Raw genomic sequence first — 26170 nt, 5'->3', positions numbered from 1 at the left:
ATAACAGATGAGTCTGATCTTGCTACAATGGCGGCAATTTTGAATCTGACTAAAATTGATTATGCGTGCATTATTACAACGGGTACTGGAAGCCAAAGTCGTGGTCGATGGTGAAACCACCGGAGAAATTGGCAAAGGTATTCTGGTTTTTCTAGGTTTAGGTAAAGAAGACAATCTGGAAAAAGGCAAAAAACTGATTGATAAGATATTGAAATACCGTTTCTTTGATGATGAGCAGGGCAAGATGGGCTGGAATGTCAGTCAGGCCGGTGGCGGTTTACTGCTAGTGTCCCAATTTACCTTGATGGCGCAAACTCAAAAAGGCTTACGTCCGGATTTTGGTCCCGCCATGCCGCCAAGCGATGCCAAGGTCTTGTATGAACAGCTGGTTGAATATGCGCAGAGCCAGTTCGAAAATGTACAAACCGGTATTTTTGCGGCCGATATGAAAGTGCATCTGGTCAATGATGGGCCGGTAACGTTTAATCTGGAAGTTGAATAAACTGTCATTGTTCCAGAATGAAAAAAGCCCTCTAAATGAGGGCTTTTTTCAACACTCTTAGAGAGTCGTAATATATTTTGCTCGGATCATTATATTCGCTGGAATATCTTGAACTAACATAACCGTAAGGGATTGTTGTCCTTTTTGTGAGGCAGTCTGATTCTCTTCGAGAACCGCATTGATGTCACTCGGATTTAAGGTATACATTGCACCTGTCGCAGGATCAACAATCAATAATCCGATTAAGCCACCAAAAATAATATTTGCGATATACCAGCCATTTACTGTGCCAGTAACTTGAACAGTTTTAGTCTGGAATCCTTCTTTTTTAAACGTTACATCGTAAGCTGCTGGTTTAAAAAATCCATTCCCACGCTTAAGCGTCACTGTTGCAGGCGTAACACCAGTATGGACTTTTTCACCAGATTTATTTGCAATAGAAATTGATGCTTGTTCAGGAATGGACTTAAATGTCAGTGTTTGAGTTGATCCTGAAATAATACTCGCACAACCTGTCATGGTTAACGATGTAGCAATTAAACTTGCTGTAATTAATTTTTTCATAAAATACCCCCTAAAAATAAAGGGGGTACTTTACAGTAGAAAAATGATTATTCAATAAGCCTTTAGACTACTTACCAGTTTTCTCTTTAATAAACTGGCGTGCCATTTTTACTTTTTCTTTGACCGGTTTTGGCAGTTTAGGCGGAATCATTTTTGCAACCTGGTTAAACCAGACCAGCAGACCAAAATCACCTTCCATTTTAATCGTGCCACTTTGCATACCGGTCATGAATGCAGTCGGATCACCTTTAAGCAACGTTTTTACACCCTGTTCGCTATCAGCAAATTGCAGTACAAAATTAGCTTTTTCTGCATCACCTGAAACGGTATCGATATGACCATTATTCACAACGATCTGACGTGCCATTCCTTCATCTGTTCCGATCTGGATACGGAACTGGCGTTCATGTACCAATTCAATAAATTTTGGACTGGTACGCGCTAACTGCTTCATACGTAATGCAAGACCTGCGACCAGCAAATCAAGTGGATCGGTACTGAGGTCAACCAGAGGAAGTTTGAGCACAGGAATGGAGGACAGTTTCATGGAATTATGCCTATTCTAATTGTACGAAAATTGACAAATATCCTAGCATAGATCAAAGCCAGGCAGATGCAGGACTTTGTATCATATTTCTAAACGAAAAATGCACCCGCAGGTGCATTATTTCGCTGATATTAGAGAACTTAACGGCTAGATAGCTGCTGCTGGTCATCTTCATACACTGGTGTATGTTCGATATAACGGCGTTTAGCCAAAGCACGCTCTGCACGTCGATCTTCACGCAATAACAGTAAGGTCACTACGACCATCACGGCCGTTAAAGCTGTCAGATAGCTATATGTCATCGGGAGCTCAAACAAGGCTTGAGTACCTACTCGAATCACTTCGATCAGGCCCCAGGCTAGCATTCCCGCAGCCATAAAACTTAACCAGCGACGATAAGGCGAGAAGAAAACAGCAAGCACAGCCGCGGCGACTAAACTAAAGCCTACGAGAGTTGCTAGATTCGCTGTTACCATATAAACCCCTCCATCCAAAAGGATAGTGTGTATGCTTGATATTGCAACCGTCCTACCTATTGAATTTCGTTAAATCAATAAAATGGAATGTGTTGATTTGTATCTCTATGCATGCATTATGCTGAGTTTTTTGCATAAAAAAAGTCCTGTTTTCTCCCCTTACGACATACTCTGTCGCGATATTATTTTGTCATTACATTTTTTATTTTCACAGTATTTGTGGATCAATTGCTGCGTCGATGTTGGCGTGTCATTACAAAATCATATGCCCTTTCATCGACTTAAAAAAAATATTTTCCGTTTAAGATGATCGGGGTATTTATAGACAAGCTGCGCCGTCCCTCGATAAAAGTTAAGCTAAAAATATAAAAAAACGCGACCCTAAGGCCGCGTTGGATTTCACCGAAAAGCTATGTGTTACGCGCGGCTCAGATCTTTATCATGTACACCGAGCAGGTAGAGCACACCATCCAGACCCACGCTGGAAATGGCCTGATTGGCATTCTGACGAACCAAAGGCTTGGCACGGAAAGCCACACCTAGGCCCGCAATTGAAAGCATTGGCAGGTCGTTGGCACCATCACCTACAGCAATGGTCTGTTCCAGAGAAATTCCCATGTTGTCGGCAATTTCACGGAGCAATAAAGCCTTACGTGCGCCATCTACGATATGGCCTTTGACTTCACCCGTCACCACGCCATCCTGCACATCCAGAACGTTGGCATGAACTTCATCAATTCCCAGTTTGGCTTGCAGATATTCTGCAAAATACTGGAATCCACCAGACAGAATTGCGGTACGGTAGCCCAGTGCTTTCAGGGTTGAAATCAGGCGTTCTGCACCTTCAGTCACGGTCAGACGCTCAGCAATTTTTGGCAATACCGATGCATCCATGCCTTTTAATAAAGCAACACGGGCACGGAAACTTTGCTGGAAGTCCAGCTCGCCCTGCATCGCGCGTTCAGTAATTTCAGAGACTTGGATACCGACACCAGCTTCGATCGCCAGCTCATCAATGACTTCCTGCTCGATCAGGGTCGAGTCCATGTCAAAGCAGACCAGACGACGGTTACGGCGGTAAGCATTATCTTCCTGTACTGCCACATCGACATTCAGGTTATTCGACAGGCTTAAGCAGGCTGCACGCATGGCTGCTGCATCCAGCATCTGGCCTTTCAGACCAAACTGTACACAGGCACGTTTAGGGCCAGTATTGGAACCATCCAGCTCAGGACGGCCAGAAAGACGGGTTACGGTTTCAATATTGAAGCCCTGACTCGACACAATCTGGGTCACGGCTTGCAGATGAGAGGCATTTAATTCCGGGGCCAATGCCGTTACGATATAACGCGTGCGGCCGCCCTCTCTTACCCACTGTTCATATTCAGCAGCAGAGATTGGTTTAAAGCGCACTGTTAACCCGATATCATGTGCTAGAATCAGGATTTCCTTCATGGCTAATGCTGTTGCAGTTTGGTCATCAGACGATACAACAATACCTAAGGTCAGTTGATTATGAATGACCGCTTGCCCCACATCTAGAATCTGTAAGGAATGAGCGGACAAAACCTGCATTAATCGTGTAAATTGATTAGGCTGGTCGGGTCCTAAGAATGATATAAGAATGATTTCTCGCATGAATTGACTCGGGTCTGAGCTACAACTATTGTTAGAATCATAATCGAAATTGAACAGAATTGCCTTGGAAGTTTACGTTGAATGCGCCTAGACAAGGGCTATTTGCTAGCCTACTGATTGTAAGTTTTGCTCTGCATACCTTTTTACTGGTATTGGCAACGACTCACCAACTGAATGATAACCGTGCCAACCAGGGACAGCTCATGACGAGCCAACTGGTCACAGACAGCCTGGCGGAGCTTGAACCGGCGAACCGCGTTTCTCTGGCACTTCTGGCCAACCGTTATGCGACTAACCCAAGCGTTGCTTCAATTCGTATCCTGGATGCGAATGGTCAGGTTTTAGCCACTGGTGGGCTGACCAAGACCCGTGATGGGGAAGTTTTTGTCCGTGATGCCCTGCAAAACGAGAAAAAAGTCGGTGTGATTGAAATCACCCTGATTGAGCCAAGTATTGGTGAAATTCTGCGGACTCAATGGCTTGCCATTCTGTTCTCTTTCATTATTCATGGTTTGCTTTGGGTCGGTTATCGTGCGGTAGCGCGTCCAAGCCGTACCGAGTATCTGGCACGTATCAATAATGAATCGCGACTGAAATTCGAGATTCAGACTTTAACTCAGGCATTAGAACAGGAAAAGCATAATGCTGCCCTCGCCATTGCCCAGGCACAGCAAGCCCTGAAAAACAAACCGAAAGAAAAAGACAGTAAACCTGTGGTCCTAGATACCGATAGCCTGAGCTTGAACATTCAGTTCTATGATCCAAAACAGTTGCTAGATAGTGTGAATAAGACGGTATCGGTTCCTTATTTCAATCTGTGCCAGATTTTCCTGAACAAAGCTACTGAACTGTGCATCCAGCACTACAAACTGAACAGCACGGATATTTGTACCGTACACAAGTTTGATGAAAAAGGTGCCAGTATCAGTATTGCGGCAGAGAAGCCAGATGCCCTCGCCTGTCTGACCATGATCAGTTCAGTATTCCAGTTGCTTTCAGAAGTCCTGTATAAACGTTATCGCGAAGAAAAACGTTTTGTCCTGCAGACACGTAGCGCAATTTCTTCAGCCGTTGAAGAAATGCAGCTTAATTCCGTTCAGGCTGCAGAACGTTTGGTGCAACAACTGGTGGCTAAGGAAAGTGCACTGCATGTTCCTAATGCCCTGTTAAAACAGATCGCGGACCACTTTGAGCTGGTCAACATGCCAAATCCGACCAATGTTCTGACTCGCCATGCCTTTGTAGTCAATGGAATGGATGCAGAAAGTGCTGAACTGGCGCAAAGCTTCAGAACCGAGATTCTCAAATCGAAACAGTCTAAAGCGTCCTAAGTCACAGATATAAAAAAGCCCGATTAAATATCGGGCTTTTTTATATGAAAGAGAAATAAAATCTTCAGCAGTCAGGATGCTATCTATCCGCAGAGGTATCTTGTGCTGATCCGGATTCAATTGTCTTGCTTTTAGCAGCCCAGTACGTCGCCAAGGCGGGTCCAGAAATATTATGCCATAGGCTGAAAATAGCACTTGGAACCGCAGTGATGGGAGACGCGGCAAAATGGGTCGCAGCCAACGCTACCCCTAAACCAGAATTCTGCATTCCCACTTCAATCGAAACCGCGCGACAATCGATTTCTGCCAGTTTCAATATTCGGCTTGCCCAATAACCCAATAAGTAGCCCATTCCATTGTGTAAAGCCACAAGACCCAAAATCATTAACCCGGATTCCAGAATCTGGGTTTTACTGCCAGCAATAATGGCCGCCACAATTGCGACAATGGCAATCACCGAAATTACTGGCATTACTTGGATATAGCCTTCTACCTTGGTTTTTAGAAGGGCACGGACAATCAAACCTAAAATGATTGGAAACAGCACCACTTGTAGAATCGAAATCAGCATAGATAAGGCATTAATTTCAATCCATTGGCTGGCCAGCAGATAAAAAATTGCCGGAGTCAAAAGCGGTGCCAATAAAGTTGATACCGAAGTACACGCCACAGACAAGGCCGTATTGCCTTTGGCCATATAGGTAATCACATTAGATGCCGTGCCACCTGGACAGCAGCCCACCAGAATCACACCAATCGCAATTTCAGCCGGAAGCTGGAATAGCTGACAGAGCAAAAAGGCTAATCCTGGCATCACCATAAACTGAGCCACGACCCCAATCGCAACGGCCTTGGGACTTTGCAAGATACTTTTAAAATCACCTGGCGTCATGGTCATGCCCATGCCGAACATGATCAGACCCAGCATCCAGGGAATATAGGCGCGTAACCAGACAAAAAGATCCGGCAGCATCAAGGCAATGGCTGAAAACAGAATGACCCATAGAGCAAAGGTCTTTTGGACAAACTGGCTAAATTGAAGAAGTGCTGACATGGGAAAATCCAGGGGTCATGAAAAAGAAATCAAGGCATCTGTGGATGCCTCAAAGTAAACAAACCATTGCATAATGGCAAATGGCCCTAATCGCCTTAAGTCAGCGCTTAGGCAGCATTAATAATATCTTTCAGATAAATCCGTTTTACACCCTGTGCCAGCATGTCCTGCCAGGCATGTTGTAGCGAACCGTTCAGGTCTATACCTTTGGTGGCATCCGCAATGACATAGGCCTTAAAGCCGAGTTTGCAGGCATCCATCGCAGTCCAGGCCACACAAAAATCAGTCGCGATACCCACGATAAACACGGTATCAATACCGCGCTCACGTAAATAGCCGGCCAGACCGGTACTGGTTTTTTGATCAGCTTCCATAAAGGCGGAGTAACTGTCGATATTTTGATGAAAGCCTTTACGGATAATCAGTTGGGCTTGCGGAAGGTTCAGCTCCGGATGGAATTCAGCATCTTCAGTCCCTTGTACACAATGACTCGGCCAAAGGACCTGAGAACCATAATCCAGCTGAATCGTGTCATAGGCTGCTTGAGCAGGATGATTGTCTGCAAAGGAGATATGCTCTGCCGGATGCCAATCCTGAGTCAGCACAATATTCTGAAAGTACTGCCCCAATCGGTTGATATTCGGAATAATCTGATCGGCATTGGTAACAGCCAGATTTCCACCTGGGGTAAATCCTTTTTGTACATCCACCACAATCAGCGCCGCATTTTGCATCATTTTCATCCCTTGAAATCTGAGTTTGCATCCAAGCATAGCTTAAAACTAAAGAAAATTTTTAGCCCTTTAGGTAAAAATAGAATGACTCTGCATTCTGATAAAACGCATGATGAGTTAACTGTAAAAGCTATTGCTCTCCAAAACATAGAAAGAATTTGTCTTAAGCTGAACTGATACTGGAAAATAAAAAGCCTGCATCAGTGCAGGCTTTTCGGATATTCATCTTTTTATTTTTAAACCTTGGTACGGCTGACCAGGAGTAGCATACATACCGCAGAGATTACGATACATGGAATCGCTGCCGAGATCACCCCTGCTGCACCGAAGCCTGCTGTCAGTAGCTGACCCGCAATTGCAGGGCCAAGCATGGCGCCGATACGGCCAACTGCGGAAGCAACACCTACCCCTGTACCACGTACTTCAGTCGGGTAAACGATACTACCGAAGGCATAGAGTACGCCCTGACAACCAATCACAAAGGCACCTGCCAGTGCTGCGGCCATGTACATTTGCTCAAGTGAGCTTGCACCGTTCAACGCTAATAGACCCGCCAGGATACCGCCGTACATCAATAGAATGACATACGCTTTTTTCAGGCGATCCGTCAGCATACCCAAAATCACGGTACCAATCGTTGCAGTCACCATAAAGTAGAACTGTGCAGTTGAACCATCTTTACGGGTGAAGCCCAGTTCCATGAACAATGATGGCAACCAGCTCAACATAATGTACACCACCATCAGGGTGAAGAAGTAACTCACCCAGATGCAAAGCGTACGAAGCAAGTTGTCAGAGTTAAACAGATCCTTGAATGAACCCTGAGGAGATGCTGCACGTTCTGCGGCTGTCTTGTTTTGTGCCTTTATGTATTCTTTAGATTCAGGCAGACACAACATCATCAGTGGAATCACAATGATGGGCAATAAGCCACCTAAGTAAAAAACATTTTTCCAGTTTGCACCGAATTCAGTTGCTGCGATTAAAGACAAGATTGCTGCACCGACTGGCATACCACAGTACATCAGGCCCACGGCACGTCCACGGTTTTGTGGAGCCACGGCTTCAGAAGCCAGCGTGATTAAGATTGGCATTGCACCGCCAAGACCCGCACCCGCCAGAAAACGAACTGCCAGCAAACTGTGGAAACTGTTCACCCACACGGTACATAAGGTAAATAGTGCAAAAATTGCGGTTGACCAGATTAAAACTTTCTTACGGCCAATACGGTCCGCAAATCGACCACCGACCAGTGCACCAGGCAATAAGCCCAGAATCCCTGCACTAAAAAACACACCCAATTGTGAGCTATCCAGACCAAAGTGCTCACGAATACCAGCAGCGGCAATCCCGGCAGCCTGAATATCCAGGCCTTCAATCACAGCGATCAGAAAGCAGATCCCTACCGTGATGATCGCGTGCTTATTGTCTGATTTTTCCATTGGAATATCCTTGTTCAATCAGCGTTCAAAAGAGAGGCCATCATCTATGAGCGCTCAAATAGAATTAACTACCAATAAGTTGAACAATTTGCTCGGATATACTGAAAAATCCAGAAAATTGATGACCTTAAGATGCTGTTCGATAAAGTCAAAAAAGCAATTAATGAGAAGTATTAAAATCCCAGTATTTTTGGATTTAGACTTATACATCAAACCCGGAAATTCAACAGTGAGAAAAATTCGGGGCCGATCACTAATACGAAAAAAAGATTAGTTCAGGTATTTTTGCTTTTTATTCCTCATAAATGAGGTTTATTGTTCGATATATTTTAGCTCTTAATTCATCGAATATAAATATTAATACTCCCCTAAAACGCCATAAAAGAATGTTTTCTAAATCTATTTAATTCACTTAAGTAACTTATTCTTTGTATTTTTTCCTGAAAAAATGAATTCATTAGCTTTCATACTGCTGGAGGATAAAGGATGATTTGGACAGCAAAAAATCATAACGATTAAAACTTGATTGTTGCCTAGAGGCTTTGTATAAAGAATTCAGTGGCTTTTACTAAAGCATATTGTTCTTATGCGTTTGATCAGTCATAATTTGCATAAGCAATATTCAATTCAGTGCAAATCTATTGAATTTGCTACAAATCAAAATACAAACCCATCCCAAATATGTTTTCTCATTCTCTTCGGATGGACAAATAGGATAGTTTTTTAAAATGACTCAGCAAGCACAGACCATTCAGGGTTCCATTGTCGCAATCGTCACCCCCATGTTTGAAGATGGCAGCGTAGATTGGAAGGGTCTCGAGAAGCTGGTTGAGTGGCATATTGCAGAAGGCACTAACAGCATTGTGGCTGTAGGTACTACTGGTGAAGCATCAACGCTCAGCATGAGCGAGCACACTCAAGTGATCAAAGAAATCATTCGTGTTGCCAACAAACGTATTCCTATCATTGCCGGTACAGGCGCAAACTCGACTCGTGAAGCAATCGAGCTGACTCAGGAAGCCAAAGAACTTGGCGCTGATGCTGCCCTGCTGGTTACTCCTTACTACAACAAACCGACTCAGGAAGGTTTATACCAGCATTATAAAGCCATTGCTGAAGCGGTTGACCTACCTCAAATTCTTTATAACGTTCCAGGCCGTACTGGCGTGGATATGGCTAATGAAACCGTGATCCGTCTGGCAGATATTCCACAGATCGTGGGCATTAAAGATGCAACAGGTGATGTAGCCCGTGGTGCTGCCCTGATTGAAGGTCTGGCAGGTAAAAACATGACCGTTTACTCAGGTGATGATGCAACTGCCTATGAGTTAATGGGTCATGGTGCCAAAGGTAATATCTCTGTGACTGCCAACGTTGCACCTAAAGTCATGAGTGAAGTATGTGCTGCAGCCATTGCAGGCGATGCTGCACGTGCTGAAGAGCTCAATGCTCAGGTTGCAAATTTACACAATATTCTATTTTGCGAATCAAACCCAATTCCTGTGAAATGGGCTCTCCATGATATGGGCTTAATTGGTACAGGTATTCGCCTTCCATTAACACCACTTGCAGAACAATATCGCGCTCCGCTTCATGAGGCACTTGTAGAAGCGAGCGTCATTAAATAAAGAGCAACGATTATGCAATTACGTTTAGGACTTACCCTGGCACTTTCAGTATTCAGTTTAGCAGGTTGTAGTTCAATGGCCTTTAAAAACGGTACCTTGGACTATAAAGAAACAACCACGCTGCAACCATTACAATATCCTGAAGGGTCAATGGTTCGTCCTGCAACGCCTTTGTACCCTGCTCCGACAGTGGATCCGCTTGCCCTGGAAAATGCACCAAAGCTTGAAAATCAGCGTGGTAACCGCTTTGCGATGCCACGCCCTACTGCACAGCCAGTAAATTCAACTCAAGCAGATGAAACTCAAGAAAATTTTTCAGGAAAGCCGCAATTAGTCACTGACGGAAATCAAAATCCACTGCTCAAAATTGATGGAAATGCTGCTACAATATGGCAATACACTCTTGCCACGCTTAGCAGCCTTAACCATTCTATCGTTGGTCAAAATAAAGATCGTTATGAAGTAACGATTCAGGTTGATCAGCAAACCTATGTTTTAAGACTCTCTCCCGCAGGTTCGAGTAACACCCTGGCTGTGTTTAATCCCGATAACAGTTTTGCCGACCGCGAAAAAGCAGCAGAACTGTTAAACCAGATTTACCAAAATTGGCCAGCCTAGACATTTTCTAGGCATTTTTTTTTGTAGAAGGTTCCCTCATGTTAAAACAAACCTTGCTCTATACTGGTAAAGCGAAATCTGTCTATACCACGGACAGTGAAGACCACCTGATTTTAGTTTTTCGTGACGATGCGTCCGCATTCAATGGCGAAAAAATCGAACAACTGGATCGTAAAGGTAAGGTGAATAACCGTTTTAACGCCTTCATCATGGAAAAGCTGGCTGCTGCTGGTATTGAAACTCATTTTGAGAAACTGCTGACACCAACTGAAGTGTTAGTGAAAAAACTTAAAATGATTCCAGTAGAATGTGTGGTACGTAACTATGCTGCGGGTTCTTTATGCCGTCGTCTGGGTGTAGAAGAAGGTAAAGAATTAACGCCTCCTACATTCGAATTGTTCTTCAAGGATGACGCGCTAGGCGATCCAATGGTGAACGAATCTCAAGCGATTGCTTTAGGTTGGGCGACTGCTGAACAACTGGCAAAAATGAAAGAACTGACTTACCAAGTGAACGATGTGCTTAAAGCATTATTCGAAGCGGGTAATATGCTTCTGGTTGACTTTAAACTTGAATTTGGTGTGTTCCACGACCGTATCGTACTGGGTGACGAATTCTCTCCAGACGGTTGCCGTCTATGGGATAAAGACACCAAGAAAAAACTGGATAAAGACCGTTTCCGTCAAGGCCTAGGCGGCGTGGTTGAAGCGTACGAAGAAGTTGCAGCACGTTTAGGTATCAATCTTGAAGATATCTAAGCACTAATAGTGCTTCAAAGAACCGGGTTAATAACCCGGTTTTTTATTGTCTAATCTTATGATCGAAAAAATGAATTTTATTAATAAAAATGATCGTTTTTACATTATTCAATGCATGCCTTAATATTACTGCATCCCAGCAACATCCCCAGCAGATGCAATCCATCTGATGTTGCTGACCAGATTTATACCCTTACCCTCTAGGATGTATCTCCCCCAAGACATCCTATTTCAGCCCAATTCTCCTTGAATTGGGCTTTTTTTTGCTTATTGCTGCTGTTGTTCCTGCTGCCAGCGACGTTGTTGCAGACGTTCGCCTTCTACTTCACGCTTATTACGTGCCGATTCGTACAGCTTGGTGCCTTTCAGCTCAGGCGGCAGGTAATCTTGCAGGACAAAATGTTCCGGATAGTTGTGCGGATACAGATAATTTACCCCATAGCCCTGCTCTTTCATCATTTTGGTCGGTGCATTACGTAGATGTAAAGGCACTGGCAAATTGGCCGTTTTTTCAGCCAGATCCATCGCCTTGTTAATCGCCAGATAGGTACTATTACTTTTGGCACTAGTCGCCAGGTAAACCGCACATTGTCCCAGAATAATCCGGCATTCCGGCATGCCAATCGCTTGAACTGAGCGGAAGCATTCGCCCGCCAGCAACAAGGCATTCGGATTGGAATTGCCAATATCTTCTGATGCTGCAATCAGCATACGGCGGGCAATAAAGACCGGATCTTCACCACCTTTGAGCATACGCGCCATCCAGTACAGGGCAGCATCCGGATCACTGCCACGAATCGACTTGATGAAGGCCGAAACCAGATCATAGTGCTGTTCGCCAGATTTGTCATAACGGGCAATATTCTGCTGTGCGACTTTGACCACAATCGCATTGGTAATGATATTTTCCTGGTCAGCCTCAAAGGTACTGGCAATCAGATCCAGCAAATTGAGGGCCTTACGCGCATCCCCAGCGGCAAACTGCAATAAGACGTCAAATTCTTCAATCTGGATATAGCGTTCCTGCAGAAATTTGTCAGTCTGAATCGCCTGAGTCAGTAAAGTCTGAATCGCTTCATCACTCAGCGCATTTAAGGTATAGACCTGACAACGTGACAGCAAGGCACTATTGACTTCAAAAGATGGATTTTCCGTCGTCGCACCAATCAAGGTAATTTTGCCTTTTTCGACGGCATTCAGCAGTGCATCCTGCTGGGATTTATTAAAACGGTGAATCTCGTCAATAAACACCACGGGCGTCAGCAGATCACCACTTTCTGCAATGACTTCACGCAACTCCTTCACACCAGTATTAAGTGCAGACAGGCTGATAAATGGCCGGTCCACCGCTTGGGCAAGTAGCAAGGCAATTGTGGTTTTACCTACTCCAGGTGGCCCCCAGAAGATAATCGATGGTAAATGCCCCTGGTCAATCATCTGACGTAGAGGTGCATTCTCTCCAAGCAAGTGATCCTGCCCGATAATTTCTGTAAGGTCGCGAGGCCGCAAGCGTTCTGGAAGCGGGATATGACTGTCTGACATCTTATTATTGGCTCAAATTAAATTCTGCTTTCATTCTAACACCGGTAGTTTTGATTCCAATATTTCAAACATTTATGAGAAAAATTTAATTTATGTAAGAAAGCTCTATTTTTTTTACAATGAATGGATTAATCTTATGAAAAGTAGATAAATAGAACATGATTAATTACAGGTGAATAACCTTGTAAATTTCACATTGTCTCATATTAATTAGAATGGACTTGAGCAACTGATTGGATGCTCTTTGGGTGGTATCGGTGGGGATGCATGAAGCATAATAAATCTAGACGAACAACTGCAGAATGCGCTGAGTCGCTTATTTCAACCTCGATACAATCTTCTAATGAGCAACAGGCAAAATTCAGATTATTACAGGACCTGATCAATGATGTGCCACATCCACTCTGGGTGCTGGGCAAAGATAATATTGAATATTTTAATCAGGCACTTTCGGATTATTTAGGCACCAATTTAAGTAAATATGGTCCTAAAGAATGGCAAAGCCTGATTCATCCAGATGATCAACCAGCGTTTTCTAAGCAATGGCATGCTGCCCTGAATCAGCAACAAGGCTTTAATACCCAGTGCCGGATTAAATCGGCTGATTCCAGCTACCGTATGTGTGCCTTGGCTATTAAGTTTCAGCATACCGCGGAACATCTGCTGCAATGGTCGGTATCACTGACGGACATCCATGAATATTTTGAGATTCAGCAACAACTGTCTCAGGTCATTTCTACCCAGAAAAACATGCTGGATGCCAGTGTTGACTGTATTAAAGTGATGTCTCCACAAGGCGAGATCCGTCATATCAATCAGTCAGCCTGTCATAAGTTAGGGATTGATCCTGAACAGCAGCCTGCCCCGCATTCATGGTTAAGCCTGTTACCAGCCGAGGTTAAAAAGACCGGACAGCGCGCTTTAAAACAGGCTGCTCAAGGCTTAAATAGCCGTTTTGTAGAAAAAGCCCAGACAGAGAATCAGGACCCAGAATATTGGGATCATTTACTGACTCCGGTATTGGACGAAAATAATATTCCCCAAAATATTCTGTGTGTTTCACGTAATATCAGTCAGCAAAAAATAGCCGAAAGCCGTTTAAAAGCCGTAATTCAGCGTGATGAGCTGACCGGACTGTATAACCGCAATGCCTTTTATAAGACCTTTAAACAGGTGCTGCTAAAAGCCAAGCAACAGCAAATGATGGTTGGCCTGCTCCTGATCGATCTGGACTATTTCCGGCATATCAATGACACCCTGAGTCATATTGCCGGAGATCATTTGTTGCATGTCTTGGGCAAGCGTTTTCAGGCCTGTTTTGGCTCCAACAATATAGTCGTTGCCCGTCTGGGCGGAGATGAGTTTGCCATTCTGGTCAAAAACTTGGAAAACGAAGCCCAGCTGATTAATACCGCACAACTGGCCTATGCTCAACTAGAACAACCAGTGAGTTATGTCGGCCATCGTATGAGTATCGGCATGAGTATTGGTTGTACCGTTTATCCGCGTGATGCCCAGAATAGCTCTAACCTGCTGAAATGTGCCGATATTGCCCTGAATGATCTGAAAAATAGTGGTCGTGGCGGGATTCGCATGTTTAATCAGGAGATGTTCAGATCACTGGAAAACATGACCAAACAACTGACGCTGGCACGCAAGATTATTCATGCGGATCAGATTATTCCTTATTATCAGCCTAAGGTTCGCCTCTCCGATGGTGAGGTGATTGGTTTCGAAGCCTTGCTGCGCTGGCAGGATCAGCAGCATCAGATCCAGTTACCCTCTCATATTTTTTCAGCTTTCCAGGACTATGATCTGGCTTCGCGCATCAGTGAAACCATGCAGCTGAAAGTCTTTGAGGATATGAGCCGCTGGCAGGCCGAAGGTCTGGATATTCTGCCAATTTCAATCAATGCAGCTCCAGTTGAATTCCTGCGCGATGACTATGCTGAGAAATTTCTGGCTCGTCTGTCCCGATTCGATATTCCTGTGCATAAGGTTGAGCTGGAAATTACCGAGCAGAGCTTGTCTGAAGGCGGAGCCAATTATGTGATCCGGGCACTGAACCTGCTGAAAAAACATGGAATTCATATTTCTCTGGATGACTTCGGTACCGGTCATTCTTCCCTGACTCGTTTGCAGGAATATCCGGTCGACTGCATCAAGATTGATCGCAACTTTGTAGAACGTATGAACAATGATCCGTCTGCGCTGGCCATTGTTAAAGCCATTACCCAGATTGGTTCCAGTATTTCTCTGGATGTACTGGTCGAAGGCATTGAGAATACCGAACAGCTAGACACATTGATCAATTGTGATTGCCAGATCGGACAAGGTTTTTATTTTTATCGTCCTATGTCCGGGTCTTCAGCACAGCAACTGCTACAACAGGCAGCTTAATTTTTTTATTTAATCATTTGACGGGGTTGGATTGCGCTAATCATTAGCGCACCCAGCGCACGATATATTCATCAATTTCATCTTCATCAATATCGACTTCACTTAAGCAGCGACCAGCAGCGGATTTTTTGGCCTGAATCACGCTTTGTCGTGAACCCGTCTTCAGATAATGCCAGGATGGCAGGCTTTTCCCTTCAGCAACTCGGCGATAAGCACAGCTTGAGGGTAACCAGTGAATAGTGTCCAGTTTCTCAGGTGTCAGCTGGATACAATCCGGCACATATTGCAGCCGGTTCGGATAATCCGAACAGCGGGCAGTTTTGCAGTCCAGTAATTTGCAAGCCACTTTGGTATAGGCGACTTCGTGGGTGTCTTCATCTTCCAGCTTGATCAGGCAGCAAAGCCCACAACCGTCACAAAGCGCTTCCCATTCTTCTGGCGTCAGCTCAGTGAGACTATATTTTTTCCAGAAGTATGGACGTAAGGCATCAGACATAATCAAAACGGCTATGGTAAAAATCAGCTTATTATACCAAGTCTCAACAAAGGAAATGTAGGGACGTGAATCTTATTAATATCACGTAAACTATTGTTAAATCAGAGACAGTACATCAACAAAACACTAACAGTGCCCAAAATCGAATATTCCTATACTGGATTTGAGAATAAAAACACATGGAGAATTGATATGTTTCGCTGGGCTATTATTTTTGCTGTGATTGCCTTGATTGCCAGTCTACTTGGTTTCGGTGGAGTAGCAGGCTTATCTAAGGATTTCGCAATTATCTTATTGGTGATTGCCGTTATTCTTGCCATTGTTGGTTTCCTTTCTCGCGGCAAGGTCTAGCGACTGAGTTTTGCTTAAGGAAAAGTTTCCTACAGAAAAAACAAGAGCCATTTGGCTCTTGTTTTTTTATGCGCCCAAAATGAATTACGGTTTGATATGGCGTGGTCTGAAACCAGCAGCGACCAATGCGGCCAAATACGCCACGACTCCTACCACACATAAAATCAGCACTTCCAGTACACGCATCCACTGTGATACATCACCATTGTACCAGCTCAGTGCATAGGCCAAGGCTGCAATCATCACCACATTGGCAAACATGAATTGCATAAAGATTTTTTTCCAGTGTGCGCCAAAACGGAAAATATTGCGTTGATGCAGATAGAAATACAGCAGACCTGCATTGACCATGGCTGAACCGGTTGAAGCCAGTGCCAGTGCCATATGCTCCGCTTCCCAATGAATCAGCTTAAAGAAACCAATAAAGATCACGTTCAGAATCGCATTGGCTGCCACGGCCATTAAACCGACGCGTACCGGTGTACGGGTATCCTGCTGGGCATAGAAGCCGGGAGCAAAGACTTTAATCAGCATAAAGGCAATCACACCACCACTCATACATTGCAGTGCCAAGGCAGTCATCTGGGTATCTTCAAAGGTAAACTGTCCACGTTCAAACAATGCCTGAATAATCGGTGTTGACAGCATGAACAAGGCAATACTGGCTGGTAGACCCACCAGCACAATGACTTTCGCTGCCCAATCCATCATGTCGCGGAATTTTTCCGGATTCTTTTCTGTATGCTGTGTGGATAAGGACGGCAGAATCACGGTACCGATTGCCACACCAATCAGACCCAATGGTAACTCGGTCATCCGTTCAGCACTATACAGCCACGACACTGAACCGTCCTGCATGAAAGAGGCCCAAACCGTATTCAGTAACAGGTTGATCTGGGTGACGGATACACCAAATAAAGCGGGTAGCATCAGTTTCATGATGCGATCCACCCCTTCATGCTTGAAGTCCACTTTCGGTGGAATCAGCAGGTTTTTACGCCATAACTCTGGAATCTGGATTGCCAGCTGCAAAATCCCGGCAATGACGACGGCCCAACCTAGCGCCATAATCGGCTCTGCCATAAAAGGCGTGAGCCAGAGCGCACCGGCAATCATGGCAATATTCAATAAAACCGGAGCAAAGGCTGGCGTACTGAAAGAGCCATAACTGTTCAGAATACTGCTGGCAAAAGCCGTCAGTGACATAAATAGTAGGTATGGAATGGTCAGACGGAACATGTCTGTGGCCAGCGCAAACTTTGCTTCATCGCCATGAAACCCTGGCGCATAGATATACATGATCACCGGTGCGGCAATGATGGCAATCATGGTCAGGGTGGTCATGAAGGTAGCCAGACAGCCAAAGACCCGGCTGATCAGGATCTGCACTTCTGCATGGGTGCGACTGGTCTTATATTCAGTCAGTACCGGAATAAAGGCTTGGGAGAATGCCCCTTCTGCAAACAGTCGTCTGAAAAAGTTTGGAATACGAAATGCCACCACGAAGGTATCGAAATCTTTACCGGCACCGAATACATTCAGTAAAACCACATCCCGGACCAATCCCAGAACCCGCGACAACATGGTCATCGCACTGACAATTACGGTCGAACGCCAAAGCGCCATCCTATTCACCTAATAATTAATTTGGGCCTATTGTAATGAAACTTGCAAAAGAAGTTCATTGCTTAATCACATGACTTCCTGAAGGGTCATGGGTTCTTATAATGTTGTAACTGGGCACGAAAAGCACACCAGTCAAAATATGGTCCCGGATCGGTTTTACGTCCCGGTGCAATATCCGAATGTCCGGCAATATGCTGCTGCATTTTTGGATAATAGTCTTGTAAACAGGCGGTGACTTTGACCAAGGCATCATATTGTGCCTGTTCAAACGGCAGGTCATCACTGCCTTCCAGTTCAATCCCGATGGAATAATCATTACATTCTTTTTTGGCCAGATAGTTAGAACGACCTGCATGCCAGGCTCGGTCATTGAAATTCACAAACTGCAGCACTTCACCAGAACGCAAAATCAGCAGATGCGCCGACACCTGCATGCCTTCAATAGTCCGAAAATACGGATGCACTGACCACTCCAGCTGATTCTGAAAAAACTGTTCAATATAGCCACCACCAAACTGTGACGGCGGCAGACTGATGTTATGGATCACCAGTAACTGGATGTCGGTATGTTCAGGCCGCTGATTAAAATTTGGAGAAGGGATCTGGCGCGCCCCGAGCAATTGCCCGTCCCGGATTTGAAACTCAGCTGCCTGTTGCATAAAACTGTCCTGTACAAAAATAAAATCTGCAATATCAGGATTGCAGCCGGCTTAATGCTAAAACTTTCATAGGCAAATCTCAATTCATCCCGGCAGGCTGTATGAAAAATCGCTCATTTTAATGTAACGGTGTTAAGATAACGCACAATTTTTCACGGCTAAAAAAGATACGGAAATACTCATGAGCATATCTCAGGCTTTGCTAGAACAGTCGATTCAGATCAATATTCAACAAGCACTCTCCGAAGATATTGGCGATGGTGACATTACTGCCCTGCTGACTCCTGAAGATGAACAGGCGACTGCCACGATTATTAGCCGTGAAGCAATGGTTCTTGCTGGTCAGCCTTGGGTCAATGCCCTGATTCAGGCCTATGATCCGAGTGTAGAAGTGATCTGGCTAAAAAATGACGGCGATCATGTCGCTGCCAATGAAGCTTTTCTAAAACTGGCCGGTTCTGCACGTAGCCTACTGACTGTAGAACGCCCTGCCCTGAACTTTGTACAGACGCTGTCTGCAGTTGCGACCAAAACAGCAACCTATGTCAAAGAGTTGGACGGTCTGCATACCAAGCTCTTAGATACCCGTAAAACGCTGCCAGGCTTACGTATTGCCCAAAAATATGCTGTTGCTGTCGGTGGTGGTCAGAATCACCGTCTGGGCCTATTCGATGCCTTTTTGATTAAAGAAAATCATATTATGGCAGCCGGCGGCATTCGCCAGGCGATTGCCATGGCCCACCAGATTGCACCGGGTAAACCAGTTGAAGTGGAAGTTGAAACCTGGGATGAACTGAATCAGGCCCTAGAAGCCGAGGCTGATATCGTGATGCTGGATAATTTCAGTCAGCAGCAAATGATTGATGCCGTTAAACATGTGGCTGGTCGCTGTAAACTGGAAGCTTCAGGCAATATCACCATTGATAACTTACGTGAAGTGGCGAGTACAGGCGTAGATTATATTTCGATGGGCGTACTGACCAAAGATGTCAAAGCCATTGACCTGTCGATGCGTTTTAATGGTTAAAGTCTTATTATTAAAAAAGGGTGCCACAGCACCCTTTTTCTTATTCTCAAGGATATAAATCATAGAGGTTGAATGGGCTCTACTCTGTTAATTGGTATCACTTCCTCGTTCCATATTTGCACCATCGCGGTTTTCATCACGAGAATTCGAATCGCAGGCAGTTAAACCCAGCACAGCAAATACTGAAAATGCCATTAACCATATTTTCATGTTATACCCCTCTGAATGAGATTTGGTTAAAAGATCATCGCTTAAAACAGAGGTTACACAGTAGACAGATCCTGTTCATTTTTTGTCAGGCAATGTGTAGGTACAATAAAAAACGCATCCGAAGATGCGTTTTTTACAACTTGAAAAGCTTACCAGCCCAAAGCTTCTTGCTGTTTCTTGATCAGTTCCTGAATCCCTTTTTCAGCCATGGCCAGCATGTCATTGCATTGCTCACGGGTAAATGGCTTATCTTCAGCAGTACCTTGGATTTCAATAAATTCACCTGCCTGAGTCATCACGACATTCAAGTCAGTCTGACAGTTTGAATCTTCTTCATAGCAAAGATCCAGCAAGACTTCATCTTTAAAAATACCTACAGAAATGGCTGCTACCAGACCTTTAAGTGGGTCCTGTTTAATTTTCTTTTTCTCAAGCAATACGTTCATGGCATCAATCAATGCTACGGCTGCACCCGTAATTGATGCAGTACGGGTACCACCATCTGCCTGGATCACGTCACAGTCAATGGTAATGGTATTTTCACCAAGTTTTTTCAGGTCGACCATTGAACGTAGGCTACGACCGATCAGACGCTGGATTTCCTGAGTACGGCCACTTTGTTTGCCGCGAGCAGCTTCACGATCACTACGGGTATGTGTTGAACGTGGCAGCATGCCGTATTCTGCTGTTACCCAGCCTTGGCCCTGACCTTTTAGGAAACGTGGTACAGAGCTGTCCACACTGGCAGTACACAGCACTTTGGTATGACCAAATTCAACCAATACGGAACCTTCCGCATAACGTGTATAGTTACGGGTAATTTTCACTTCACGTAATTGATCTAATGCTCGTTGGTCGATACGCATAATAGGTCCTGCTGTTGACTAAAAATAATTGCGGCTCAGTATAACAGAAGCCTCCGCCAAGATTGGAACAGAGGACAGATCATTTACAAAATCACTGGACACGCCTTGCTTGTATAGATTTTTCAGTCCATTGGGGCTACTGCGATAGACAGATGTTTTTTGCTAAACTGCAGATCTGCCGAAGGAAAATCCCTATGTCTTTACGTGAAGAACGCAAGCAACAAAGCCGTCAGGCCCTCCTCGATGCTACCTTGGCATTGAGCAGCCGTGGCCATGCCTTTAGCAGCATCAGCCTGCGCGAAATCACTCATGAAGTCGGACTAGTACCTGCCGCATTTTATCGACACTTTCAGAATATGGATCAGTTGGGACTAGAACTTCTGGATCAGGTTTCAATTCATCTCAAAGGTGTGCTGAATCAGTTAGGACCTGCAGATTTTTCTCTTGATGAGCTTTCAGCCAAGATCGAACTGTTTTTTCAGGCAGTTGATGCACATCCCGAAGCCTGGACATTTGTGAGTGCCGAACGTTGGGGCGGTTCTATCATTCTCAGACAAGGGATTGAGCGGGAAATTCATTATCTGACCCAAGATTTAAGGCATACCCTGGAACAGATTCCAGCCGTCCAGCAATCTCCTTCTCCAGCCGAATTAACCGCACTGGCACAGATCCTGGTTCCTCTCGCATTAAACTGGGCTATGGGCTGGATTCAGCTTCAGGCACAGCCTGATCCTGCACTGCGGCAAACTCGGATAAATGACTTCAAAGCGCAAAGCCTAAAGCAGTTAGAACTGTTATTTCGTGGAATTTTATCTCAAGCCTGAGATCTCATCTGAGTGAAATCTATTTCGCAGTTCAATTTTATCCTGACATAAAAAACCCGCATATAACAGCGGGTTTTTAGATTCATGCAGATCTGGTTTTATTTAGCTTTACGCTCTTTTTCAACCAGATAATTTACCACTTGAACCACTTTGGCATCATCGCCCTGAACCACATACTTACCATTTACGGTTACCGCTGGTACGCCGCTTAACTGATAAGTCGCAGCCAGATTTTTGGCCTGTGCGATTTTTGAAGAAATCGGGAATGATTTATAGGTGGTATTAAATTTCGCTTCAGAAATACCATAACGGGTATAGAACTTAGCCAATTGAGCCTGTTCCAGAATTGGCTGTTTCTTCGCATGAATATCATGGAATAGCTGCAAATGTGCTTTTTGACGAACACCTAGAGCTTCAGACACATAATACGCACGAGCTGCCTGTTCCCATAGCGGATTCATCGCCGCTGGAGTACGTACAAAACGTACATCTTTAGGCAATTTTTTTAACCAGCTTTGCATGTGTGGTTCAAGAGAATAGCAGTGACCACAGCCATACCAGAAGAATTCACGGACTTCAATTTTCCCCGGCTTTTCAACTTTTACTGGATTCGCCAGGACTTGATAGTCTTGACCTGCTACAAAGTTGGCGGCCATTGCACTGCCAGAAAATGCCAAAACAGATGCGGCTACAGTGCCTAAAATAAATTTTTTCATTGGGATTATCGTCCTCTAAATCATTATGTCTAATTTATGGCTTCACTATAAAGTAATTATGCCGGTTTCGTTTTTATTCTGTGAACTTTTTTACAGCTTTTATCGCTTTTTTTTCCAGAATCGCTACACTAAACAAGTGTACTGATTTACAAGAAGTTAAATCTGTTTATACCGCCTCTGGGCGAACTTAAATTTTAAATAATCACGACTGATTGAGGTAACACCGATGTCGCAATTGAATGTTGATCCACAAGAAATTGCCAAGTTTGAAGCATTTGCAGCTATATGGTGGGATCAGCATTCCGAGTTCCGCCCATTGCATATGATCAATCCGTTGCGTCTCAACTGGATTGATGAACATGCTGGTGGCTTGAGCGGCAAGAAAGTGCTGGATGTGGGCTGTGGCGGGGGCATCCTGTCAGAAAGCATGGCGCGCCGTGGCGCTCAGGTGCTGGGCATTGATATGGGCGAAGCGCCACTGAATGTGGCACGCATCCATGCTGAGCAGGAAGATGTTAGCAATATTGAATACCGTCAGATTCCGGTAGAACAGCTGGCAGAAGAGCAAGCCGGTCAATACGATGTGGTTACCTGTATGGAAATGCTGGAACATGTACCTGATCCAGCCTCTATTATTCAGGCCTGTTATAAACTGGCCAAACCTGGTGGCCATGTCTTCTTCTCGACCATTAACCGTAATCCAAAATCTTATCTGTTCGCGATCATTGGCGCAGAATATATCCTGCGTATGCTGGCCAAAGGTACACATGATTACAGCAAATTCATCAAGCCGTCTGAACTGGCGCACGACATCCGTAATGCCGGTTTAAAACTGAAAGATATGACTGGCCTGCATTATAACCCGCTGACCAAGCGTTACTGGCTGGCACCGAATGTTGACGTGAACTATATGGTGTATACCGTTAAAGAAAGTGCGCAAGAGGCTGCCCAATGAAGGCGGTTCTATTCGACCTGGATGGTACTTTAATTGATACCGCAGCTGACTTTATCCGGATTATCCAGCATATGTGCCGTGAAGCCGGCCGTGACGTGGTGGAAGCTGATCTGATCCGTACCCAGGTTTCAGAAGGTGCACGTGCTATGGTCAAATTGGTCTATCCGGAACTGCAACTGGAAGACCCGGTTTTCTTGGATCATCGCCAGCGTTTTCTGGATATGTATGGTGCAGATATTGCTGTGGATACAGACCTGTTCAGCGGAATGTATCCTCTACTTGAAGAATTAGAGGAAAATGATATCCCTTGGGGAATCGTAACCAATAAACCGCGCTGGTTGAGCGAAGCTTTACTCAAAGCTTTAAACCTGACCGAGCGCTGTGCCGTACTGGTCTGTCCGGAAGATGTAACTCGAACCAAGCCAGATCCGGAGCCAATGTATCTGGCTGCCCAGCAGTTACAGCTGGCTGCAGAAGACTGTATCTATGTCGGTGACCATCCACGGGATATTGATGCTGGCCGCAATGCCAAAATGTATACCATACTGGCAGCATACGGTTATTTACCACTGCAATACAAAGATGACTTAACAGCCTGGCAAGCCGACTATATAGTGAATACAGTGAACGAGTTACACCAGCACATTCAAAAACTGGTCTTGAGCGAGCCAAGTGTCCTGTCTTGATTCCTGAAACTACTGAAGACACTTAACAATAATAATGAGGAGGTAGATAATGAAGTATTCAGAATATCAACCTCGCCCCGATCTGTTAAAAGATCGTATCATCCTGATCACGGGTGCGGGCGATGGCATTGGTCGTGCAGCAGCAATCAGCTATGCCCTGCATGGGGCGACTGTAGTTCTGCATGGGCGTACCTTAAACAAGCTTGAAGTCATCTATGACGAGATTGAAAGCTTGGGGGCGCCGCAACCTGCCATTCTCCCATTACAGTTATCTAGCGCCTCTGAACGTGATTATGAGTTATTGCTCGACACGCTCGATCGCCAGTTTGGCCGTCTGGACGGGATTTTGCATAATGCCGGTATTTTAGGCGAACGAGTGCCGTTGGCGGAATACCCGGTCAATGTCTGGGATGATGTCATGGCAGTTAACCTTCGTGCGCCTTTTGTGATTACCCAAGCCCTGTTACCTCTGCTGGAAAAATCCAAACATGCTTCGGTGGTCTTTGCCAGTTCCGGCGTAGGTCGTGAAGCCCGGGAATGCTGGGGCGCTTATTCAGTTTCAAAAATTGCCATTGAAGCAGTGAGCCAGTTATTTGCCAAAGAACGGGTCAATTCGAATATCCGTTTTAACTGTATCAATCCAGGCGCTACACGTACGGCAATGCGTGCCAAGGCTTATCCGAATGAAGATCCGAAAACCTTACCGACACCGGATTCCATCATGCCAGCCTATCTGTACCTGATGGGTGAAGATAGCTTGCATATGAATGGTCAAAGTATTGATGCTCAAGATTAAGCTTTAATTGACGCCTATTTAAAAGCCAATGTCCGCATTGGCTTTTTGTTTTTAAACTCTATAAAGATAAGACCCATTTGAAAGCTGGCTTATTCTTCTGCCCAATTCATCCAGATTTCAGACTGAATCAGCCAGACCTTTCTTATTTCTACAATACTGTCTTTATTCAGTTCGCTGCAAATTCCCCTATACTAGCGCCAACAGATTTTTATTTGAGTGCAACATGACTGACTTAAACAACATCACCGTGACGACTTTGGAAGATGGCATGGTCTCTCTGCTGGTCGATCAGCAGCCGATCTCTGAAAAATACGGCATGAAGTTTGATGCCAGCATTGTCGATGACATTCAGGCACTCGAAAATGGTCAAAAACTGAAACTGTTTGACCAGTTTGTCTTTTCCCATACCGATCTGAATTTTGAACATTCCTATCATTATGTGACGGGTATCGAAAAGCTGGGCGATCGTTATCAGGTAGCGAAACACTTTGTCTATCGCATCAAGATCGAAGGTCAGCCTGAAATTGAACATGTGATCAGCAATCAGGGCAAAGCAATGACAGCAGAAGATGTGCGTACTTTTATTCAGGCACATGTACAGAAATCCCTAAGTGACTATACTGATCTGAACTATGCCTATTAAGATCGTTCATTAGACCCCGAAAGAGCACATTTACGGATGATGCTCTTTTTTATCCTTAAATTCTTTAAAAAACAGACATAAATCGTTTTAACGAATCAATAATATAAAATTATTCGGTTTCTCAAATTAATATAAAATTTTTATAATGCTTTTCAAGTTAAATCAAAGCGAAGGAAAATTAAATGGCAGACCAAAAACGTAAAACTGAAACTATTCGTCGTATTGAAAACTTGCAGTTATCAACTGCCCTGATTTTGGCTTTAGAAGATGCAGTCGAGGCAGAGTCTGTGGCTGAAGCCATTCAGTCCTTACAGGGTTTAACGGAACAGTGGAATTGAAAAATTGCAATGACCGAATCAAGATCTGGTGCTTAAAAAGAATATTTTTCCACTAATTTGAGACGGTTTTGATACACAATTCAGGACATTGCGCTTGCATCTTGATCCCTGTTTTGCTGAAATGCCAATGGGGCTGGGCATAACTGGTCAACTGACTGAAGTGCATCCTAAGCTTATGTAAAATCATGGCATAATCATAATTTCTCTGTAATTGATATAAAACTTCAGCCAGTTCTTCACAGTTTCTCTGCAATTTTTCCGTACATTAGTTACTGTAGAAAATGAACAATTGAATGAGGGTTCAACATGAAAAAGGTTCTGGTAGCATTGGCGATGTCCTGCAGTGCATTCATGCTGGCAAATGTTGCAAACGCTGCCCCTCATTTCAATGATGAACAGCGTATGGAACGGGGTCCGGGTCATCATCAGGCCAAGAAATCGCGTGAGTTCCATGACGATCACCAAGACCAGTATGATAAACGTCGTATGCGTGAAGAACGTGGTGTTAAACGTCTGCAACAGTTACGCTGGCAGCCTGGCTATGTCATGCCGCAGCATTATCGCAGTAATGGCTACAAGGTCGAATATAAGGACCATAAACTGCCTAAACCAGACCGTAAGCAGCAATGGTACAAAGTCAACAATGACTACATTCTGGTGAACTCTGAAAATAACAGTATTGTCCGGATTATCGGAGACTGATTTAGAACCTGATGCAAAGCCCAACCTCGTTTGGGCTTTTT

General features: G+C 44.6%; 29 protein-coding genes. 15 read left to right on the top strand and 14 right to left on the bottom strand.

The features are described from left to right. The first annotated feature begins 61 nt into the window (after positions 1–61). Entirely contained in the window at positions 62–502 is a 441-nt protein-coding gene (gene dtd, locus FTV34_RS03600; protein ID WP_004281259.1) for a D-aminoacyl-tRNA deacylase, read from the top strand. Positions 503–559: 57 nt separating this feature from the next. On the opposite strand, the gene FTV34_RS03595 is transcribed toward dtd, so the two are convergent. From FTV34_RS03595 to serB, 4 genes are all read right to left on the bottom strand, one after another. Next, positions 560–1066 (bottom strand): hypothetical protein, encoded by a 507-nt coding sequence (locus FTV34_RS03595; RefSeq protein ID WP_180068898.1) that lies wholly within the window; start codon positions 1064–1066, stop codon positions 560–562. A gap of 67 nt (positions 1067–1133) precedes the next feature. After that, positions 1134–1613 (bottom strand): SCP-2 sterol transfer family protein, encoded by a 480-nt coding sequence (locus FTV34_RS03590; protein ID WP_180068896.1) that lies wholly within the window; start codon positions 1611–1613, stop codon positions 1134–1136. Positions 1614–1753: 140 nt separating this feature from the next. Continuing rightward, positions 1754–2089: a ciprofloxacin tolerance protein AciT gene (gene aciT, locus FTV34_RS03585; RefSeq protein WP_034703185.1), complete on the bottom strand. Its 336-nt coding sequence runs from the start codon at positions 2087–2089 to the stop codon at positions 1754–1756. 417 nt (positions 2090–2506) lie between these two features. Beyond that, entirely contained in the window at positions 2507–3727 is a 1221-nt protein-coding gene (serB, locus tag FTV34_RS03580; RefSeq protein ID WP_180002568.1) for a phosphoserine phosphatase SerB, read from the bottom strand. Between the two features lie 77 nt (positions 3728–3804). Here serB and FTV34_RS03575 point away from each other — a divergent pair, with 77 nt between their 5' ends. Beyond that, positions 3805–5058 (top strand): hypothetical protein, encoded by a 1254-nt coding sequence (locus tag FTV34_RS03575; RefSeq protein WP_180068894.1) that lies wholly within the window; start codon positions 3805–3807, stop codon positions 5056–5058. A 79-nt stretch (positions 5059–5137) separates the two neighbouring features. Here the strand turns inward: FTV34_RS03575 and FTV34_RS03570 are convergent, their stop codons facing one another. The 3 genes from FTV34_RS03570 to mhpT form a co-directional block, all read right to left on the bottom strand. After that, entirely contained in the window at positions 5138–6112 is a 975-nt protein-coding gene (locus tag FTV34_RS03570) for a bile acid:sodium symporter family protein (RefSeq protein WP_180068892.1), read from the bottom strand. A 107-nt stretch (positions 6113–6219) separates the two neighbouring features. Then, positions 6220–6849 (bottom strand): bifunctional nicotinamidase/pyrazinamidase, encoded by a 630-nt coding sequence (gene pncA, locus FTV34_RS03565; protein ID WP_159124185.1) that lies wholly within the window; start codon positions 6847–6849, stop codon positions 6220–6222. A 233-nt stretch (positions 6850–7082) separates the two neighbouring features. Next, positions 7083–8288 carry a 3-(3-hydroxy-phenyl)propionate transporter MhpT gene (gene mhpT, locus FTV34_RS03560; protein ID WP_180002565.1) on the bottom strand — a complete coding sequence of 402 codons (1206 nt, stop codon included), beginning with the start codon at positions 8286–8288 and terminating at the stop codon, positions 7083–7085. Positions 8289–9016: 728 nt separating this feature from the next. Here mhpT and dapA point away from each other — a divergent pair. Genes dapA through purC form a run of 3 tightly spaced genes read left to right on the top strand, consistent with a single transcriptional unit; the run spans position 9017 to position 11292 of the window. Then, the gene (gene dapA / locus FTV34_RS03555) at positions 9017–9916 is read left to right on the top strand and encodes a 4-hydroxy-tetrahydrodipicolinate synthase (RefSeq protein ID WP_125278859.1); all 900 of its coding nucleotides are present in this window, start codon (positions 9017–9019) and stop codon (positions 9914–9916) included. A 12-nt stretch (positions 9917–9928) separates the two neighbouring features. Continuing rightward, entirely contained in the window at positions 9929–10534 is a 606-nt protein-coding gene (locus FTV34_RS03550; RefSeq protein WP_034703997.1) for a lipoprotein-34 precursor (NlpB), read from the top strand. A 38-nt stretch (positions 10535–10572) separates the two neighbouring features. Further along, positions 10573–11292, top strand: coding sequence for a phosphoribosylaminoimidazolesuccinocarboxamide synthase (gene purC / locus FTV34_RS03545; RefSeq protein ID WP_004781395.1), 720 nt, complete (start codon positions 10573–10575; stop codon positions 11290–11292). A gap of 267 nt (positions 11293–11559) precedes the next feature. On the opposite strand, the gene FTV34_RS03540 is transcribed toward purC, so the two are convergent. Further along, on the bottom strand, positions 11560–12834 hold the full coding sequence (locus FTV34_RS03540; RefSeq protein ID WP_180031978.1) for a replication-associated recombination protein A: 1275 nt from the start codon (positions 12832–12834) through the stop codon (positions 11560–11562). Positions 12835–13101: 267 nt separating this feature from the next. Between FTV34_RS03540 and FTV34_RS03535 the strand changes: the two genes are divergently transcribed. Next, positions 13102–15234 carry a bifunctional diguanylate cyclase/phosphodiesterase gene (locus tag FTV34_RS03535; RefSeq protein WP_180068891.1) on the top strand — a complete coding sequence of 711 codons (2133 nt, stop codon included), beginning with the start codon at positions 13102–13104 and terminating at the stop codon, positions 15232–15234. A 43-nt stretch (positions 15235–15277) separates the two neighbouring features. Here the strand turns inward: FTV34_RS03535 and FTV34_RS03530 are convergent, their stop codons facing one another. Further along, a complete protein-coding gene (locus FTV34_RS03530) occupies positions 15278–15730 on the bottom strand; it encodes a YcgN family cysteine cluster protein (RefSeq protein ID WP_004781392.1) in 453 nt (150 codons plus the stop codon). Positions 15731–15922: 192 nt separating this feature from the next. On the opposite strand from FTV34_RS03530, the gene FTV34_RS03525 reads away from it, so the two are divergent. Next, the gene (locus FTV34_RS03525; RefSeq protein ID WP_004647174.1) at positions 15923–16081 is read left to right on the top strand and encodes a DUF1328 domain-containing protein; all 159 of its coding nucleotides are present in this window, start codon (positions 15923–15925) and stop codon (positions 16079–16081) included. Positions 16082–16165: 84 nt separating this feature from the next. Here FTV34_RS03525 and murJ read toward each other — a convergent pair whose 3' ends face one another. Both murJ and ampD read right to left on the bottom strand, forming a co-directional pair. Further along, on the bottom strand, positions 16166–17716 hold the full coding sequence (gene murJ / locus FTV34_RS03520) for a murein biosynthesis integral membrane protein MurJ (RefSeq protein WP_171505608.1): 1551 nt from the start codon (positions 17714–17716) through the stop codon (positions 16166–16168). 77 nt (positions 17717–17793) lie between these two features. Then, complete coding sequence (gene ampD / locus FTV34_RS03515; RefSeq protein WP_159124180.1) at positions 17794–18366, bottom strand: 1,6-anhydro-N-acetylmuramyl-L-alanine amidase AmpD; 573 nt, start codon at positions 18364–18366, stop codon at positions 17794–17796. A gap of 181 nt (positions 18367–18547) precedes the next feature. On the opposite strand from ampD, the gene nadC reads away from it, so the two are divergent. After that, positions 18548–19393, top strand: a complete 846-nt coding sequence (gene nadC, locus FTV34_RS03510; RefSeq protein ID WP_034704010.1) for a carboxylating nicotinate-nucleotide diphosphorylase — start codon at positions 18548–18550, stop codon at positions 19391–19393. Between the two features lie 87 nt (positions 19394–19480). Here the strand turns inward: nadC and FTV34_RS17890 are convergent, their stop codons facing one another. Next, positions 19481–19603 (bottom strand): hypothetical protein, encoded by a 123-nt coding sequence (locus FTV34_RS17890; protein ID WP_005232802.1) that lies wholly within the window; start codon positions 19601–19603, stop codon positions 19481–19483. Between the two features lie 149 nt (positions 19604–19752). Further along, positions 19753–20469 (bottom strand): ribonuclease PH, encoded by a 717-nt coding sequence (rph, locus tag FTV34_RS03505; RefSeq protein ID WP_004781384.1) that lies wholly within the window; start codon positions 20467–20469, stop codon positions 19753–19755. A 194-nt stretch (positions 20470–20663) separates the two neighbouring features. Between rph and FTV34_RS03500 the strand changes: the two genes are divergently transcribed. Then, on the top strand, positions 20664–21293 hold the full coding sequence (locus FTV34_RS03500; protein WP_180068889.1) for a TetR family transcriptional regulator: 630 nt from the start codon (positions 20664–20666) through the stop codon (positions 21291–21293). Positions 21294–21391: 98 nt separating this feature from the next. Here the strand turns inward: FTV34_RS03500 and FTV34_RS03495 are convergent, their stop codons facing one another. After that, complete coding sequence (locus tag FTV34_RS03495) at positions 21392–22009, bottom strand: thiol:disulfide interchange protein DsbA/DsbL (protein WP_004781380.1); 618 nt, start codon at positions 22007–22009, stop codon at positions 21392–21394. Positions 22010–22235: 226 nt separating this feature from the next. Between FTV34_RS03495 and ubiG the strand changes: the two genes are divergently transcribed. The 6 genes from ubiG to FTV34_RS03465 all read left to right on the top strand — a co-directional run bounded on the left by ubiG (position 22236) and on the right by FTV34_RS03465 (position 26129). Beyond that, positions 22236–22964 carry a bifunctional 2-polyprenyl-6-hydroxyphenol methylase/3-demethylubiquinol 3-O-methyltransferase UbiG gene (ubiG, locus tag FTV34_RS03490; RefSeq protein WP_034704015.1) on the top strand — a complete coding sequence of 243 codons (729 nt, stop codon included), beginning with the start codon at positions 22236–22238 and terminating at the stop codon, positions 22962–22964. Further along, entirely contained in the window at positions 22961–23650 is a 690-nt protein-coding gene (locus tag FTV34_RS03485; protein WP_034170271.1) for an HAD family hydrolase, read from the top strand. Before ubiG ends, FTV34_RS03485 begins: the two co-directional genes overlap by 4 nt. A gap of 49 nt (positions 23651–23699) precedes the next feature. Beyond that, positions 23700–24446: a YciK family oxidoreductase gene (locus FTV34_RS03480; protein WP_179991891.1), complete on the top strand. Its 747-nt coding sequence runs from the start codon at positions 23700–23702 to the stop codon at positions 24444–24446. 223 nt (positions 24447–24669) lie between these two features. Next, a complete protein-coding gene (locus FTV34_RS03475) occupies positions 24670–25089 on the top strand; it encodes a hypothetical protein (RefSeq protein ID WP_180002558.1) in 420 nt (139 codons plus the stop codon). Positions 25090–25271: 182 nt separating this feature from the next. Further along, on the top strand, positions 25272–25427 hold the full coding sequence (locus FTV34_RS03470; RefSeq protein WP_004781372.1) for a hypothetical protein: 156 nt from the start codon (positions 25272–25274) through the stop codon (positions 25425–25427). 306 nt (positions 25428–25733) lie between these two features. Next, positions 25734–26129, top strand: coding sequence for an RcnB family protein (locus tag FTV34_RS03465; protein ID WP_034704024.1), 396 nt, complete (start codon positions 25734–25736; stop codon positions 26127–26129). Positions 26130–26170: the final 41 nt, after the last annotated feature.

Origin of the sequence: Acinetobacter sp. YH16038, assembly GCF_013417275.1 — a bacterium.
Classification (GTDB): Bacteria; Pseudomonadota; Gammaproteobacteria; order Pseudomonadales; family Moraxellaceae; genus Acinetobacter.
The sequence above is the reverse complement of the archived record's forward strand: the minus strand, read 5'-3'. Positions and strand labels throughout refer to the sequence as shown.

Bases quoted from the DNA above. Each gene is read 5' to 3' on its own strand.
- nadC (WP_034704010.1), top strand. From the start codon at position 18,548: ATGAGCATATCTCAGGCTTTGCTAGAACAGTCGATTCAGATCAATATT.
- pncA (WP_159124185.1), bottom strand. From the start codon at position 6,849: ATGATGCAAAATGCGGCGCTGATTGTGGTGGATGTACAAAAAGGATTT.
- ampD (WP_159124180.1), bottom strand. From the start codon at position 18,366: ATGCAACAGGCAGCTGAGTTTCAAATCCGGGACGGGCAATTGCTCGGG.
- ubiG (WP_034704015.1), top strand. From the start codon at position 22,236: ATGTCGCAATTGAATGTTGATCCACAAGAAATTGCCAAGTTTGAAGCA.
- FTV34_RS03465 (WP_034704024.1), top strand. From the start codon at position 25,734: ATGAAAAAGGTTCTGGTAGCATTGGCGATGTCCTGCAGTGCATTCATG.
- FTV34_RS03595 (WP_180068898.1), bottom strand. From the start codon at position 1,066: ATGAAAAAATTAATTACAGCAAGTTTAATTGCTACATCGTTAACCATG.
- purC (WP_004781395.1), top strand. From the start codon at position 10,573: ATGTTAAAACAAACCTTGCTCTATACTGGTAAAGCGAAATCTGTCTAT.
- FTV34_RS03470 (WP_004781372.1), top strand. From the start codon at position 25,272: ATGGCAGACCAAAAACGTAAAACTGAAACTATTCGTCGTATTGAAAAC.
- FTV34_RS03550 (WP_034703997.1), top strand. From the start codon at position 9,929: ATGCAATTACGTTTAGGACTTACCCTGGCACTTTCAGTATTCAGTTTA.
- rph (WP_004781384.1), bottom strand. From the start codon at position 20,469: ATGCGTATCGACCAACGAGCATTAGATCAATTACGTGAAGTGAAAATT.
- FTV34_RS03540 (WP_180031978.1), bottom strand. From the start codon at position 12,834: ATGTCAGACAGTCATATCCCGCTTCCAGAACGCTTGCGGCCTCGCGAC.
- FTV34_RS03485 (WP_034170271.1), top strand. From the start codon at position 22,961: ATGAAGGCGGTTCTATTCGACCTGGATGGTACTTTAATTGATACCGCA.
- FTV34_RS03475 (WP_180002558.1), top strand. From the start codon at position 24,670: ATGACTGACTTAAACAACATCACCGTGACGACTTTGGAAGATGGCATG.
- FTV34_RS03535 (WP_180068891.1), top strand. From the start codon at position 13,102: ATGAAGCATAATAAATCTAGACGAACAACTGCAGAATGCGCTGAGTCG.
- mhpT (WP_180002565.1), bottom strand. From the start codon at position 8,288: ATGGAAAAATCAGACAATAAGCACGCGATCATCACGGTAGGGATCTGC.
- FTV34_RS03495 (WP_004781380.1), bottom strand. From the start codon at position 22,009: ATGAAAAAATTTATTTTAGGCACTGTAGCCGCATCTGTTTTGGCATTT.
- FTV34_RS03590 (WP_180068896.1), bottom strand. From the start codon at position 1,613: ATGAAACTGTCCTCCATTCCTGTGCTCAAACTTCCTCTGGTTGACCTC.
- aciT (WP_034703185.1), bottom strand. From the start codon at position 2,089: ATGGTAACAGCGAATCTAGCAACTCTCGTAGGCTTTAGTTTAGTCGCC.
- FTV34_RS03500 (WP_180068889.1), top strand. From the start codon at position 20,664: ATGTCTTTACGTGAAGAACGCAAGCAACAAAGCCGTCAGGCCCTCCTC.
- FTV34_RS03530 (WP_004781392.1), bottom strand. From the start codon at position 15,730: ATGTCTGATGCCTTACGTCCATACTTCTGGAAAAAATATAGTCTCACT.
- FTV34_RS03525 (WP_004647174.1), top strand. From the start codon at position 15,923: ATGTTTCGCTGGGCTATTATTTTTGCTGTGATTGCCTTGATTGCCAGT.
- FTV34_RS17890 (WP_005232802.1), bottom strand. From the start codon at position 19,603: ATGAAAATATGGTTAATGGCATTTTCAGTATTTGCTGTGCTGGGTTTA.
- dtd (WP_004281259.1), top strand. From the start codon at position 62: ATGCGTGCATTATTACAACGGGTACTGGAAGCCAAAGTCGTGGTCGAT.
- serB (WP_180002568.1), bottom strand. From the start codon at position 3,727: ATGCGAGAAATCATTCTTATATCATTCTTAGGACCCGACCAGCCTAAT.
- FTV34_RS03480 (WP_179991891.1), top strand. From the start codon at position 23,700: ATGAAGTATTCAGAATATCAACCTCGCCCCGATCTGTTAAAAGATCGT.
- dapA (WP_125278859.1), top strand. From the start codon at position 9,017: ATGACTCAGCAAGCACAGACCATTCAGGGTTCCATTGTCGCAATCGTC.
- FTV34_RS03570 (WP_180068892.1), bottom strand. From the start codon at position 6,112: ATGTCAGCACTTCTTCAATTTAGCCAGTTTGTCCAAAAGACCTTTGCT.